At 66.9% G+C, this 12,940-nt stretch carries 13 protein-coding genes and 2 pseudogenes; 6 read left to right on the top strand and 9 right to left on the bottom strand.

The features are described 5' to 3' along the window. Window positions 1-10 precede the first annotated feature (10 nt). Complete coding sequence (locus OG254_RS47790; protein ID WP_405594337.1) at window positions 11-997, bottom strand: IS5 family transposase; 987 nt, start codon at window positions 995-997, stop codon at window positions 11-13. A 237-nt stretch (window positions 998-1,234) separates the two neighbouring features. Further along, window positions 1,235-2,419, bottom strand: a complete 1,185-nt coding sequence (locus tag OG254_RS47785; protein ID WP_405594335.1) for an IS701 family transposase — start codon at window positions 2,417-2,419, stop codon at window positions 1,235-1,237. A gap of 580 nt (window positions 2,420-2,999) precedes the next feature. Here OG254_RS47785 and OG254_RS47780 point away from each other — a divergent pair. After that, a pseudogene (locus OG254_RS47780) lies at window positions 3,000-3,415 on the top strand (ATP-binding protein); the annotation flags it as partial. On the opposite strand, the gene OG254_RS47775 reads toward OG254_RS47780, so the two are convergent. Beyond that, window positions 3,370-3,612 (bottom strand): hypothetical protein, encoded by a 243-nt coding sequence (locus OG254_RS47775; protein WP_405594333.1) that lies wholly within the window; start codon window positions 3,610-3,612, stop codon window positions 3,370-3,372. The pseudogene OG254_RS47780 and the gene OG254_RS47775 overlap by 46 nt on opposite strands. A 157-nt stretch (window positions 3,613-3,769) precedes the next feature. On the opposite strand from OG254_RS47775, the gene OG254_RS47770 reads away from it, so the two are divergent. Continuing rightward, window positions 3,770-4,180 carry a hypothetical protein gene (locus tag OG254_RS47770; protein WP_405594331.1) on the top strand — a complete coding sequence of 137 codons (411 nt, stop codon included), beginning with the start codon at window positions 3,770-3,772 and terminating at the stop codon, window positions 4,178-4,180. Then, window positions 4,173-4,508: a hypothetical protein gene (locus OG254_RS47765; RefSeq protein ID WP_405594329.1), complete on the top strand. Its 336-nt coding sequence runs from the start codon at window positions 4,173-4,175 to the stop codon at window positions 4,506-4,508. The genes OG254_RS47770 and OG254_RS47765 overlap by 8 nt, the downstream gene beginning before the upstream one ends. A 140-nt stretch (window positions 4,509-4,648) precedes the next feature. On the opposite strand, the gene OG254_RS47760 is transcribed toward OG254_RS47765, so the two are convergent. The 3 genes from OG254_RS47760 to OG254_RS47750 all read right to left on the bottom strand — a co-directional run bounded on the left by OG254_RS47760 (window position 4,649) and on the right by OG254_RS47750 (window position 7,442). After that, window positions 4,649-5,122, bottom strand: coding sequence for a hypothetical protein (locus OG254_RS47760; protein ID WP_405594327.1), 474 nt, complete (start codon window positions 5,120-5,122; stop codon window positions 4,649-4,651). A gap of 78 nt (window positions 5,123-5,200) precedes the next feature. Then, window positions 5,201-6,673 (bottom strand): aldehyde dehydrogenase, encoded by a 1,473-nt coding sequence (locus OG254_RS47755; protein WP_405594325.1) that lies wholly within the window; start codon window positions 6,671-6,673, stop codon window positions 5,201-5,203. Between the two features lie 46 nt (window positions 6,674-6,719). After that, window positions 6,720-7,442: an aquaporin gene (locus tag OG254_RS47750; RefSeq protein ID WP_405594323.1), complete on the bottom strand. Its 723-nt coding sequence runs from the start codon at window positions 7,440-7,442 to the stop codon at window positions 6,720-6,722. A 208-nt stretch (window positions 7,443-7,650) separates the two neighbouring features. On the opposite strand from OG254_RS47750, the gene OG254_RS47745 reads away from it, so the two are divergent. Both OG254_RS47745 and OG254_RS47740 read left to right on the top strand, forming a co-directional pair. Further along, on the top strand, window positions 7,651-9,297 hold the full coding sequence (locus tag OG254_RS47745; protein WP_405594321.1) for an IclR family transcriptional regulator C-terminal domain-containing protein: 1,647 nt from the start codon (window positions 7,651-7,653) through the stop codon (window positions 9,295-9,297). Window positions 9,298-9,329: 32 nt separating this feature from the next. Next, window positions 9,330-9,692, top strand: a pseudogene (locus OG254_RS47740) (ATP-binding protein); the annotation flags it as partial. A gap of 33 nt (window positions 9,693-9,725) precedes the next feature. On the opposite strand, the gene OG254_RS47735 reads toward OG254_RS47740, so the two are convergent. Then, complete coding sequence (locus tag OG254_RS47735; protein ID WP_405594318.1) at window positions 9,726-10,130, bottom strand: winged helix-turn-helix transcriptional regulator; 405 nt, start codon at window positions 10,128-10,130, stop codon at window positions 9,726-9,728. Between the two features lie 249 nt (window positions 10,131-10,379). Here OG254_RS47735 and OG254_RS47730 point away from each other — a divergent pair, with 249 nt between their 5' ends. Continuing rightward, complete coding sequence (locus tag OG254_RS47730) at window positions 10,380-11,453, top strand: MBL fold metallo-hydrolase (protein ID WP_405594316.1); 1,074 nt, start codon at window positions 10,380-10,382, stop codon at window positions 11,451-11,453. Between the two features lie 133 nt (window positions 11,454-11,586). Here the strand turns inward: OG254_RS47730 and OG254_RS47725 are convergent, their stop codons facing one another. Next, window positions 11,587-12,069, bottom strand: a complete 483-nt coding sequence (locus OG254_RS47725; protein ID WP_405594314.1) for a MepB family protein — start codon at window positions 12,067-12,069, stop codon at window positions 11,587-11,589. A 295-nt stretch (window positions 12,070-12,364) separates the two neighbouring features. Next, entirely contained in the window at window positions 12,365-12,940 is a 576-nt protein-coding gene (locus tag OG254_RS47720; protein ID WP_405595624.1) for a dihydrofolate reductase family protein, read from the bottom strand.

Here is a 12,940-nt window from a genome sequence, read left to right as displayed (position 1 = left end):
CGAGTCGTGATCATCGGGTGGTCCTGGTGAGGTCCTTGATCCAGATCATCGAGGCGCGCAGGTGGAGACCGGCGAGGTAGCTGTCGGGAGTCTTGTCGTATCGGGTGGCGATGCCTCGCCATGCTTTGAGCTTGATGATCAGGCGTTCGACGGTGTTCCGCTCCTTGTAGAGATCGGCGTCGTGGCTGACGGGTCGGCCCCTCTGGAGCCCTTCTTCTTCCGGTTGGCGGCCTGGTCCTTCTTCTCCGGGATGACCGCGCAGGTGGGCGCGGTTTCCGCGGGACGAGTACGCCTTGTCCCCGGCGACCGCGTCCGGCCGGATGCGGGGTCGGCCGACGGGCCCGCGTACCCGTACCTTCTTCAGGACGGGGATGAACTGCGGGCTGTCCGCTGCCTGGCCTGTGGTCAGGATGAACGCCGGCGGGCGGCACTTGCTGTCGGCGGCGAGGTGGACCTTGCTGGTCTGCCCGCCTCTGCAACGTCCGAGGAGGGCGACCTTCAGCCGGAGTTTCCGCCGACGCCGGATGCGTCGTCGTTCTTCCAGCGCGGGATCACTTTCGGTCTCTTGCCCGTTTTGCTCTTCGAGGCCGCCCCCTTTGACCTTGGCCTTCTCCTCCTCGGCTGCGGCTTTCTCCAGGGCGATGACGACGTCCTCGTCGAGGTGCATCCCGGCCGCGTCGTGGTGGGCTCGGGCGGTGGTGGAGTCGATGCTGACCAGGGACAGGTCCACCTCACCCCGCTTCGCGGCTTCCGTGATCAGGCCCTCCAGCAGGGCCTCGAAGACGCCGGCGTCACGCCACTGCCGGAAGCGGTTGTGGACGGTCGACCAGGCGCCGAACTCCGTCGGCATCTCCCGCCACTGCCGGCCCGTCTTGAACCGCCAGATCACGCCCTCGAACTGCTGCCGCAGTCGCTCGGGGTGCGGGCCGTACTCGCCGATCGGCAGGTACGGCTCGATGAACTCCCAATCCGGATCGGTCAGTTGCACTCGCGTCACGTAAGACCGTCTATCGGACCGGACCGTGCCACGAAGGCACATCCCGCAAATTGATCACGACTCGATACGCGCCCTAGTACTGCAACGGTGCTTGAGCTGATTGCTGACCAGTTCAGGGGCTGTGTCCGCGTCGTTTGTAGTGGCTGATGCGGGCTTGGTGCTGGCGTCGACGACGCCATGTCGACCAGTGAAGGATGTGGTCGGCCGGGGTGGGACGGCGGTTGGTGAGGCGGGTGATCAATCTTCTGATCTCGGCGAGGCTGTAGTGGATGAGCTGGGAGGATCCGTTTCTGCTTTCTCCGCATCCAGCTCGCGGGCCCGCAGGACTGTCAGGCAGGCATGCGCGGCCATAGCGAGGGTCATGTGGCGATGCCAGCCGGGGTAGCGGCGGACCTGGTAGTCGTCGAGACCGCACTCCTGCTTCGCCGTCTGGAAACACTCCTCCACCGCCCATCGGCTGCCCGCGATGCGGATCAGCTCGTCCAGCGTGGTCTGGGCCGGGCAGTAGGCGATGTAGTAGGAGATCTCCTCGGGCCTGCTCACGCTGCGGCGGGCGAGAACCCAGTGTCGGCGGTCCTCGCGGTGCCAGGGCCTCACCTCGACGCGGGCCCAGTCATAGATCCGCCGGCCGTGAGCTCCCGCGCCGCAGGAACGGCGCTTCCATTTCTGCCGCGGCAGGCCGGGAAACAGGTCGTGGACGGGGTGGTCGATGGACCAGCGGGTGACGACCGTGTCGTGCCGCGTGGTGGCCATGACGTGGAAGACGTCCGCCTGCTCCAGCTCGAACCGCCAGCCCTTGCTGAAGCCGTAGGCGGCGTCCGCCGTCACCCATCCGAACGGCACCCGGTCGGCGATGGCCCTGCGGATCATCGCCTTGGCCATGGCCACCTTCGTCTCGAAGCCGACCGTGTCGTCGATGCCCGCCCGCCGGCACCGTTCCCGGTCGTCCGTCCAGGACGTGGGCAGATACAACCGCCGGTCGATGAGCGTGCGTCCGCGATCTGTGGCGTAGGCGAGGAACACCCCGATCTGGCTGTTCTCGGTGCGGCCGGCGGTCCCGGAGTACTGCCTTTGCACGCCGGCCGAACGGATGCCCTTCTTCAGAAACCCGGTGTCATCGACGATCAGGACGGCGTCCCGGTCTCCGAGGTGTTCGACGACGTAGTCGCGGACGTCGTCCAGGACCTCGTCGGCGTCCCACTCGATCCGGTTCAGCAGCCGGTGGATGCGATCGGGTCCGGCATGCCCGGCCTCCTCCGCCAGCGTCCAGCCGTTCTTGCGCTGCAGCGGCGCAACCAGCCCCCGCATATAAGCAAGCGCCGACTGACGCGGCTCCTCCCGGCTGAACCGGTGCACGAACCGCTCATGCAGTACGTCCAGCTCTCCGGCCCACAGCCTGACTTCAGCAAGGTCCCCACCCATAACCACACCAACGAACGAGCTGGCCAGCAGTCACGGCAAGCACCGTTGCAGTACTAGTACGCGGCCTCACTCGCCCTGGCGAACGACCAGGCAGCCGAGAGGCCCGGAGCTTCGCCTGGCTCCAGCATTTCAAACACCTGGGGACCTGCTACGAGATACGCGCCGACCTCGACTTGGCACTGCTCGAACTCGCCTGCTCCATCATCTGCTTGAGACGACTGACTGCGCATCGCATTCTGAAACGATCAGTTACTGCCGAGCCCCGCTGATCACGAGTCCGTACCGGCACTCGTGCGCGGGCGGACCGCGTCGGTGAGGAGGTCGAGCAGGCGATCCGTCTGCTCCTGGGGGGCGCCGGATGTGATGGCGAGGAACACTCCGATGAGCATCGTGGTGACGTCGTCGGGATCGGCGTCCGCGCGGAGCGTGCCGTCCGCGATGTCCTGTTCGAGGATGGTGGCGACCGTGCCGGTGACGCGCTCCCGTGAGAGGGCTGCGATGCGCCCGGAGGCGCACGGCGCCGGTCTGAGCGCCGCAACACGGCCGCCCAGCCCGCGCGAGAAGTCGCTGCGGATCTTCGTCCCACCTGCTGATCTCGCTGGGCACCGAGGCAGCGATGAAGGGCTTCCGGGTGCGCTACACCCTTGGCGACCAAGCTCGTAAACGAACTGGCCGAGGCCTCCGACGAGAAGCAGCTGTCGAAGACCATCGTCCGCTACGGACGCGTCGATCTCTTATGCACCGACGAGCTCGGCTACATGGAGCTGGACCGGCGCGGGGCCGAGCTGTTGTTCCAGGTTCTGACCGAACGAGAGGAGAAGAACAGCGTCGCGATCGCCTCCAACGAGTCGTTCGGCGCCTGAACGAAGACCTTCACAGACCCGCGGCTTTGCCCGGCCATCGTCGACCGGCACCTTCAGCGGCGCCATCATCCAGACCGAGACGGAGTCCTATCGCCTCGCCCACACCAAAACCAAGGCGGAGCAGGCAAGCTGACAAATCTGCGGCAGCAGGTCCGTGGCGGTCAGCAGGGAAATGAGCTCAATCCCCTCCGCCGCCAGAGCTTCGGCACCGCCCTGCTCGCGGTCGATCACAGACAGAGCCGAGTTGATGTCCGCGCCGAGAGCACGCAGCTCAGCCGTCGACAGCACGATCTGCCCGCCGCTGGTGACGACGTCTTCGACCACCAGCACTCGACGCCCTGCCACTTCCGAGCCTTCGGCCAGACGGCAGGTGCCGTACGGCTTGGCTTGCTTGCGGACGAACGCACAGGGCAGACCGGTGTGTCGGCCCAGTGCCGTGACGACAGGGGACGCCGCCTAAGCGGTATCGTCGAAGTACTCCGTCGCGGTGCGTCCCGAGCGCACCACCGGCCTGGAGAAGGACTGGGACGCGGTCGTTCAGGGCCTGACCACCTGCTGGAACTCCGGTCCGGTGGAAGGCCGGGTCAACCACATCAAGATGATCAAGCGCCAGATGTTCGGCCGGGCCAAACTCCCCCTCCTCCGCAAGCGCGTCCTCCTCACCGCCACCCGCCCGCCGGCCGGCACCGTCAGGAACCGCCGGACAGGTCCGGTGATTGAGGGACATAGAGTGAGTCCCTCAACGCCTCGGCGGGGGTACGCCATGGAGATCACCGTCCAGTGGATACGGACGTCCTGGACGAAGGAGTCCCGGGGAGGAGAGGCTGCCTCGCGCAGGAACGCTGCCCCGGTCGGCTTCGCTCTCCCGCATGATGCAGCCTCCTTCGCGCATGCGTGAGCGTGACGCCTTCGAGCCGTATGACAGCCGGGAAGACCTGAGCAAGGTCGATGTCCAGCTCCATGAAGCAGATGGTCGACTCCGCGTGCTTCCACGAGTGCAGCCCTTGTTCGCCCTGCCGCCTCGGCAGCGGCGACCCCCAGGTGTCCGGCTCATCCCTGGCCAGTGGGTGCGCTGGCAGCTCAACTACCGCTTCAGCAGTGCACTGGGGATCCGGGACTGGTCGTACTGGCTGGACACGTTCAACATCGCCTACGGCCCCGTGAACGCCGATGTGTTCCTGTCCACACCAACCGTGTTCATCGACGAACAAGGACCGCTCCGATAACCCCTTCTGGACATCGACCACAGCCCAGATGACGTTGTGTCACCGAGGTTCGACCCCCGTTGATCGTCCTCACGAAATCTGTGCCTGATCCCCGAAGAAGCAGACACAGCCAGCCAGGCATGAGTCGACGCGTCGACGCGTCACTGCTCGTCGAGGGATGCCTGCCGGGCAAGGAACTCCTCGAACGCGGCCTTCTGCTTCGGGTCCATGAACCCCTGGCGGACATTGCGGGCCTTCTCCTGGAGCCAGTGCGCCTCGTCGGGGTCCAGGAGCTCGGCGACCACCACGCCTTCGCGAGCAACCGCCGTGCGCCCTCCTAGACGCCGACGAAAAAGCGTGAACGCGCCGAATTCCGCTGGGTGGGCCAGTTCCTGCTCCTTCTCCACATCCCGGTTCTCGTCCCGAGCGGAACTCGTCGGGTAGGCAGTGGGGGCCCAATGCTCCCAGAGCGCCAGCGTGGCCGCTGGCACCAGCACCGCGCGGTCCGCCTCTTCACGCCCCTCCCACATGAAGGTGACCGTGACGGGCTCGCGGACCGCCTCGGCCAATCCGAGCACCCTCTCCATCTCATCGTTGATCGGGTAACCCACCACTACATCGATCTCAATACCCATGGCGCCCGAGGCTACTGGCCGCCTCCGACACGCCAGACCCACACCTCCTCCGCCGCGTCGACGACGGCGCACCAGATTTCAGAAGGGGTACTGGGCGCGTCCGTGGGCCTGGACGGTGATCCAACGGGTCTGGGTGAAGGCGTCGGCTCCATCACGGCCACCGAAGCGGCCGTAGCCGGAGTCCTTCACCCCGCCGAAGGGGGCCTGCGGTTCGTCGGCCACGGTTTGATCGTTGATGTGGAAGATGCCGGTGTGTATCCGGCGGGCCATGGCAAGGCCTCGCGCGGTGTCCTGTGTGATGACGCCACCGGACAGGCCGTAGGGGGTGTCATTGGCGAGGGCGACGGCCTCATCGTCGTTGTCGACGGTGTGGATCACGGTGGCCGGGCCGAAGATCTCGCCGTGGAAGACATCCATGTCACGGGTGACGTCGGTGAGGACCATGGGCCGGAGCAGGGTGCCGGCGGCGCCCTCCACCTTGCCGGTTCCGCTGGCGAGGTGGGCGCCCTTGCCGAGGGCGTCGTGGATCAGGGCGGTGACGCGCTGAGCGGCGCGGGTGTTGACGACGGGACCGACCACTGTGTGCGGGTCGCACGGGTCGCCGTACGGCAGGGAGTCGATCTTGCGGGCGAACCGGGTGGTGAATTCCTCGGCGACGCCGCGGTGGACGATGACGCGGTCGACCGACATACAGATCTGGCCGGAGTTCATGAAGGAGCCGAAAGCGGCCGCGTCAACCGCATAGTTCAGGTCGGCGTCATCGAGGACGATCAAGGCGTTCTTGCCGCCGAGTTCCAGGATCGCAGGCTTGAGGTGTTCGGCAGCCAGGACGCCGATGCGGCGGCCCACAGCGGTGGACCCGGTGAAGTTGACCATACGCACACGGGGATCGCTGATGAGTGTTTCGACAATCTCGGGAGCGTCGGCGGGGTCGTTGGTCACGACGTTGAGCACGCCGTCCGGGAGGCCGGCTTCTTGGAGAACATCGGCGAGGAAGAGACCGCAGGCCAGCGGGGCGTCCTCGGACGGCTTCATCACCACGGTGTTGCCCATGGCCAGCGCCATGGCGACGGAACGGGTGCCGAGGATCAGCGGGGCATTCCACGGGGCAATGGCGGCGACCACACCGACGGGGACACGGGCCTGCAAGGAGTAGGCGCCGGGTAGGTCGGTGGTAAGGACCGCTCCGGTGGGCTGGGTGATGCCGGCGGCGGCCTCGCGGAGGATCTCGGCGGCCAAGTGCGCGTTGAAGGCGGCCCAGGGCGCCGCCCCACCGACCTCGTGGGACATGAGTTCGACAACTTGGGGGGTGCGCTGGTCGAGCAGGTCCGCGGCCCGCAAGAGGATCCGGCGGCGCTGGGAGGGAGCGAGGTCGGACCACTGCTCGAAGGCTGCCTCGGCGGCGGTGATGGCAGCGGTCACGTCTGCGGGGGTGGCCGCGGCCACGCGGGCGTAGGGCCGGCCGGTCCACGGGTCGATGTCGGCGGTGGTGCGGCCGGAGGAAGCAGGAACCTCCTGGCCGGCGATGAGCAGTCCGCGGGTGAGGGTCATGGTCGTACTCCGAGATGTTGGTGCGGATTGAAAAGCGGATTGAAAATCAGGCGGAGGTGGGCTGAGCGCGACGGGCGAGGGCGCGCAGAGTGAGAGCAACGAGGAGGGGGCTGAGGACGGAGGCGGTGAGGTACACCCACAGGTGGTCGTGGTGCCCGGCAAAGATGGCGGGGCCCAGGGCGCGGGCGGGGTTGATGCTGGCGCCGCTGTACGGCACCAGAGTTGCTACGACCAGGCCGACACCGACGGCGATGACCACCGGGATGTACTTGGCAGTTGTCGGCCGCGAGGCAACCAGGGCGACGCCGAGGAAAATCGGCACCAGACAGCCGCCCTCGACGAGGAAGAGCAGGCCGTCACCCCAGGACGCGGCCGGGTGCACGGCGGCGTATCCGATCTGTGTGAGCGCATCGCCCCAGACCAGCCGGGCCAGGCCCGTCGCTGCCAGGGAACCAGCCAACTGAGCGGCGACGAAGGGCAGTACGGCGCGACCTGGCATACCGCCGGTCAGCCAGACGAAGACGCTGACGCCAGGGTGCATGTGGCCGCCGGATGCGCGGCCGGGCGGAGTGACCATGAGCCCGCCGATCAGCAGGGCAACCAGTGTGCCGACGGTGGGGAACAGAAGGTCGGGATCGCTGATGGCAATCGGCGAGCCGGGGTGGGCGAGCCATCGGATGACGGTGAGTACGGAGAAGAACAGGGCGGTGGTGAGCACGAACTCGTATGCGGCGTGGCGTGCGATGGGTGGGTTGGGGGTGCGGCTCATGGGGTGGCTTCCTCCACGGGTGGGTGGTGGCGCGAGTCCCGCACTGCCACCAACATCATGTTCGCTGAGCGAAATATTATTCGTTCAGATGCCGGGAGAGTCTCTACTTGGCCCATGCGGGTGTCAATGGGAGGCCGGGTATCTTTTCGCCAGGGGCGCTCGCCGCACGTCAGGTGACGGCGGCACGCGCAATCGAAGGGCGGCAGGTGTGACGGAGCAGGGGCAGGGGCCACTGGAGCGGGGGCTCACGGTGCTGCGAGCCCTGGCGGACTCACCCGAGCCACGACTGCGCCGCAGCGACCTGACGAAGATCACGGGAATCCCTCGTTCCCCCGTCGACCGCGTCCTTGAGACCTTGATCCAGCTCGGCTACGTCCGTGAAGAGGGGCGCGACGCCCTCCTCGCCCCCGGAGCAATGGCCCCGGGCAACGCCTATCTGGCCTCCAGCCCTCTGCGAGCCGCTCTCACCGGCCACGTGGCACAGCTTGCCAACCAGCTCGATGAGTCGGTCTCGCTCGCCGTCCCGGACCGGACCGCGGCCCGCCTGATCGACCAGGCAGTCCGGCGGCGCACCATGTATCTCGCCTTCCACATCGGCGGGCTGTTGCCCGCCGAGCGCACCGCCGCCGGAGTCGTCCTGGCCTGCGACTGGAGCGATGAGGACTTCTCCACCTGGCGTAAGCAACGCGCCATGGACCCGCTGGACGCATCGTTCAACGCCGTACCCACGCGCGCCTGTCCACCCGACGAGGACGCGCTGGAGCGTGACTTCACCACATGGATCAGGCAGGCACGTACTGACGGATGGGCCCTGGACGACGAATGGGTGGAGCCCGGCCTCCTGGCCCTGGGCGCCCCGGTGCACGCACCCGACGGCACGGTTGCCGGCGCGATCAGCGTGCTCACCCACACCAGCCGCCACACGCCGGAGAGCTTCATCAGCGAAGTGGTGCCGCCCCTGCGCGCGGCCACCACCGAGATGACGGCCGCGCTCACCGCCTCACCCCCCACGCCGGGGCAACCCCGAGTTCACCCGGCCCAGGCGTCCGAACTGCGCCTACGCAAACAGGACTTGGGCATGGGATTCCTGGAGGGGCTGGCCCGCGGCCTTGCCGTCATCGAAGCCTTCCAGGGCACGTTGGGCGGCCTGACCATCACCGCTGCCGCCGAGGCGACCGGCCTGTCCCGCGCCACCGCCCGCCGCAACCTGCTCACCCTCACAGCGCTTGGCTACGCGCGCCTGGTCGGCGACACCTTCCAGCTCCAGCCGGCGGTGATGGACCTGGGCTTCGAGCGACTGTCACCGTTGACCCTCGCCGACCTCGCCACTCCACATCTGCGTGAACTCGCCCACGCCAGCGGTCAATCAGCCTCTCTCGCCGTCCTCGACGGTGACGACATCCGCTCCATCGCCAAGGCGGCCGCGCCTCGTGTCCTTCGCATCGACCTCAATCCCGGCACTCGCCTGCCCGCACCGCCCACCGCCCTGGGACGGGTCCTTCTCGCAGGCCTGCCACCCAGCGAGCGCGCCGAGCGCCTGAGGCGCTTCACCCCGCAGGCCTACACGTCCGCCACCCTTACTTCGCAAGGCGCCATCGCCGAAGCCGTGGACACCGTCTCCAGGGATGGATACGCCCTGGTCGACCAGGAGTTCCACGAAGGGATCCGCTCGCTGGCCGTCCCCATCCACGACTCGGCAGGACGAACCCTCGCAGCCCTCAACCTGACCCTGCACGCGGGCAGTTCATCCGCCGACGCCGAACGGGACGAACTGCTGCCGGTGCTGCGCATGGCGGCACGCCGTATCGAGGCGGACGTGGCTCTCGCCTTCGCCTGTGCCGAGCCTGTGCTCTGAGCGCAGAGCGCAGAGCGGAACAGCTCGGCGGGGCCGCCGTCACGGTTCTTCGGGCAGCCGCTGCCGGCCACGGCGCTCGCGTTGTTCCGGTGACCGGTACGGCCCGGAGGCACTCACAGCTGCTGGTCAGCGAACTGGTGACCAACGCGATCCGGCACGCAACCCCACCTGTCCGGCTGCGGTTGATCCGCGACCGGAGCCTGATCTGCGAAGTCTCGGACGGCAGCAGCACCTCTCCGCACGTACGGCGGGCGCTGGAGACCGATGAGGGGGGACGGGGTCTTTTCATGGTGGCGCAACTGGCCCAGCTGTGGGGCACGCGCTATCACGACCGCGGCAAGACCATACGGGCAGAACAGCCCCTGCCCAGCACGGGAAATTCAGAGGGCGGTTGAGCCAGTGAGCCAACGAGACCCCGCAGACTCCAGTCACCGCAGGCGCGCGTCCACGGGTTGTTCCGGTGACTGCACCTGGTCGTAGGCGGCTTGCGCTTCGCCTATGACGGGGGCCATCTCCTCTGCCCATCTCCGTATTTCTTGTACGACCGGGCACATGGTGCCGCCCAGGGCGGTGAGTTCGTACTCCACGCGAACCGGAACTTCGGCGTAGACCCGGCGGAGGACGAGTCCGTCCCGTTCCAGGCCGCGGAGGGCTCTGGACAACGCCTGTGCGGTCACCCCCAGGCGGCCCTTGAGGTCATTGAACCGAGCGGGTCCATCCTCGAGGTGACTGGTGATGAGCACGGTCCACCGGCTCGCCAGCCGCTCAAGCGCCTCCCGCGTCGGAGTACCTGTGCCGTAGATCTCGGTCACCCGCCGAGGCGCTTTGGTCATCCGGACAGCCTACAGTGCGCCGGTTTCAGGGATGTCGGGATATCCCCTTTATTACCGCGCACGAATGCGAGCTCGGAATGGCGGTCGCGTAAGCCATTTCCTGACAGTCAATCAACGCTGACTAGGTCACACGGAAGTGACTTGGTAACACCAAGGATATCAACTCGAATTACTTGATGAAACTTCAAACACCTCCTAATGTTGATCTCGCCAAAGCCGATTGCATCCTTAGCCGAAACAGAGGACGTCATGATCAACCGTCGCACCATGATCCGAGGCGGCAGTGCCGCGGCCGTTGCCGGCGCAGGGGCGCTCGCATTCACCGCGGGCGTGGCGCAGGGCACTCCCGCCAGCGACGGGAGCCAGTCGCCCAATTCCGCCGGGGCGGACGCCACTCCCGCCGCCAAGGTCCCGGCATTCCTGCCACTCCCGGCGAGCGTGAAGCCGCTGCCGGACAACGGCAAGGGGTATCGGATTCAGCGTGCGGGCAAGAACGCCTACGTCGTCATCGTCGGCTTCGTCCAGTCCGTCTTCGTCGTGACTCGAAGCGGCGTCGTGCTGGTCGATGCGCCCCCCGCGTCCCGCGGAAAGCTCAAGGAGGCGATCGCCTCTGTCACGGACAAGCCCGTGACGCACTTCATCTACAGCCACTCCCACCTGGACCACGTGGGCGCAGTGAACGACTTCCCCGACGCCGTCCGCATCGCCCACGCCGACTGCGCCACCATTCTCGCCCTACACAAGGACCCGGCGCGGCCGATGCCCCAGAAGGTCCTCCATGGCAAGTACAGCACCCTGCACATAGGCGGTGAGGAGATCCACATCATCTATCCCGGCGCCAACCATGAGGCCGGGAACGTACTCACCTACTTCCCCAAGCAGCGGCTTGCGGTCATGACCGATGTCGTCATGCCCGGCTGGGCTCCCTACCGAGGCTGGGGCAACGCCGACTACCTCCCCGGCATCCTCAGCGCCCACGACGCCATCCTCGAGCTCGACTTCGACACCTACGTCGGCGGACACGTCTACCGCACCGGCACGCGAGCCGACGTCAAGCAGTCGCGGGCCTTCTTCGTCGACTTCTGGAACACCACCAAGAAGAACATGGGCAGCATCCCCTTCAGCGATGCTGCCGCCCAGGTCGAGCCCGAGAACGCATGGGCTGCCCAGAAGGTCTGGATCGACCGCGTCGCCAAGGCCACGCAATCGGAACTCGTCGAACGATGGGGCACAGAGATCGCCGCGGTCGACACGTTCACCGCCGACACCGCAGGCTCGGTCGTCGTCTCCATTTCCACCGACGCGACCATCAACTTCCCGTAGTCCCCCACCGCAGCGCCCACATCCCGTGAGGCTGAACCTGGACGCCCCCAGACAATGCTCCGTCTGGGGGCGTCCAGGTTCAGCCGGCACAGTGGATGAGCCCAGCTCCCACAGGCATGTCGGCCGCGCCGTCCTACGGGTGGTAGAGCTCCTGGGCGCGAGCGGAGTCCACGGGCCCGCCCTGGTCCAGGTGCAGGAAGTGCTCCAGTTGCCACGCCTGAGTACTGCCCGCCTGACGGCTGGCGGTGGTCACCCAGGGCGGGTAAACGCGGAAGGCACGTTTCCCACCGGCACCGTCCACTGACACGACACCGCGTCGGCGGAGCACGTCCACGGGAAAGACGAACTGGCCGAAGTGATCACCGTCGCGGCTGCTGATGACGAAGAGGTCGACGGGATCCGACACGTCGAAGGGCTGAATGGGCCCACCCGGTGACCTCTTCCACACGGTGACGAACTGGCCGACCTTGGTGGGGGTCGTCTTCGCTGCACGGAACCGGACGGAGCGGCCGTCAAGGGTGAATGCGTGGGCGGCGTACTCGGCACTCTCGGATTCAGGAACCGGCTGCGAGCAACTGAATCCGCACGGATCGTAGACGAGTTCTTTCGCCGCCATTATCGCTGTGCGTCGGCGTGCTGTCCGACCACGATTCGAGTCCCATGGACTGCGGAACGGATGAGTGCTCGTGGTTCGCCATCATTCGCCCACCCTGTCACATGGGCTTGTACGGGCGTTGACTCAGCACATGCCGACGGTGCGTCCGAGAACGCGCACAGAGTGCCCCAAGAGTCGCCCTCCCGTCCCACTCCAGCAACTCGATCATCCGTCACCAGGCCGAGTGAACTACCCAGATCCGTCTGCCTTCCCGCCTCTTGGTGGTCTCCTCGTAGTGGGCCGGGGTGCCGCGAGGTCAATGGACGGTAGGCCGGTAGATGAGCTGCTGAATGTGACCGTCGAGCGTCCGGTTCTCGACCAGCTCCAGGTCGAAGTCGGCCGCGCCCCGGAAGATCGGGTCCAGCCCGGTCTCACCGGTGATGACAGGGAAGAGCGTCACCTGCAAGCGGTCGACCAGGCCGGCGGCCATCAGCGCCCGGTTCATCGACAGGCTGCCGTGCGAGCGCAACGGGACCTCGGACTCCTCCTTGAGTCGGGCGACGACGTCGACGGCGTCACCGCTCACGACGGTCGCGTCCGGCCAGTCGAGGGGGCCTTCCAGCGTCGTCGACACCACCGTTGCCGGCAGGCTCCTCATGCGAGTGACCCAAGGGTCACGCACTTCGGATTCCTCGGTGCTGGCTGCCAGCATCCGTGCGAATGCCCGATACGTGTTGGCCCCGAAGACCATCCGCTGCTCCGCGTCGTACAAGGCAAGGCGGTGCTCAAGCAACTCGGGGCCCTGCTTGCCCCAGTAGCCGGTCCAGTCGCCGCCGGCGGCGCCAAAGCCGTCGAGGCTGGAAAAGACGTCGAAGGTGTAACTGACGGACAT

The sequence above is a fragment of the Streptomyces sp. NBC_01092 genome, from assembly GCF_045039535.1.
Classification (GTDB): domain Bacteria; phylum Actinomycetota; class Actinomycetes; order Streptomycetales; family Streptomycetaceae; genus Streptomyces.
Note: the sequence above shows the minus strand (reverse complement) of the source record. Positions and strands in the feature narration are given on the sequence as shown.

Bases quoted from the DNA above. Each gene is read 5' to 3' on its own strand.
- OG254_RS47725 (WP_405594314.1), bottom strand. From the start codon at position 12,069: ATGGCGGCGAAAGAACTCGTCTACGATCCGTGCGGATTCAGTTGCTCG.
- OG254_RS47760 (WP_405594327.1), bottom strand. From the start codon at position 5,122: ATGGGTATTGAGATCGATGTAGTGGTGGGTTACCCGATCAACGATGAG.
- OG254_RS47785 (WP_405594335.1), bottom strand. From the start codon at position 2,419: ATGGGTGGGGACCTTGCTGAAGTCAGGCTGTGGGCCGGAGAGCTGGAC.
- OG254_RS47730 (WP_405594316.1), top strand. From the start codon at position 10,380: ATGATCAACCGTCGCACCATGATCCGAGGCGGCAGTGCCGCGGCCGTT.
- OG254_RS47765 (WP_405594329.1), top strand. From the start codon at position 4,173: ATGCGTGAGCGTGACGCCTTCGAGCCGTATGACAGCCGGGAAGACCTG.
- OG254_RS47755 (WP_405594325.1), bottom strand. From the start codon at position 6,673: ATGACCCTCACCCGCGGACTGCTCATCGCCGGCCAGGAGGTTCCTGCT.
- OG254_RS47720 (WP_405595624.1), bottom strand. From the start codon at position 12,940: ATGTCCGTCAGTTACACCTTCGACGTCTTTTCCAGCCTCGACGGCTTT.
- OG254_RS47750 (WP_405594323.1), bottom strand. From the start codon at position 7,442: ATGAGCCGCACCCCCAACCCACCCATCGCACGCCACGCCGCATACGAG.
- OG254_RS47735 (WP_405594318.1), bottom strand. From the start codon at position 10,130: ATGACCAAAGCGCCTCGGCGGGTGACCGAGATCTACGGCACAGGTACT.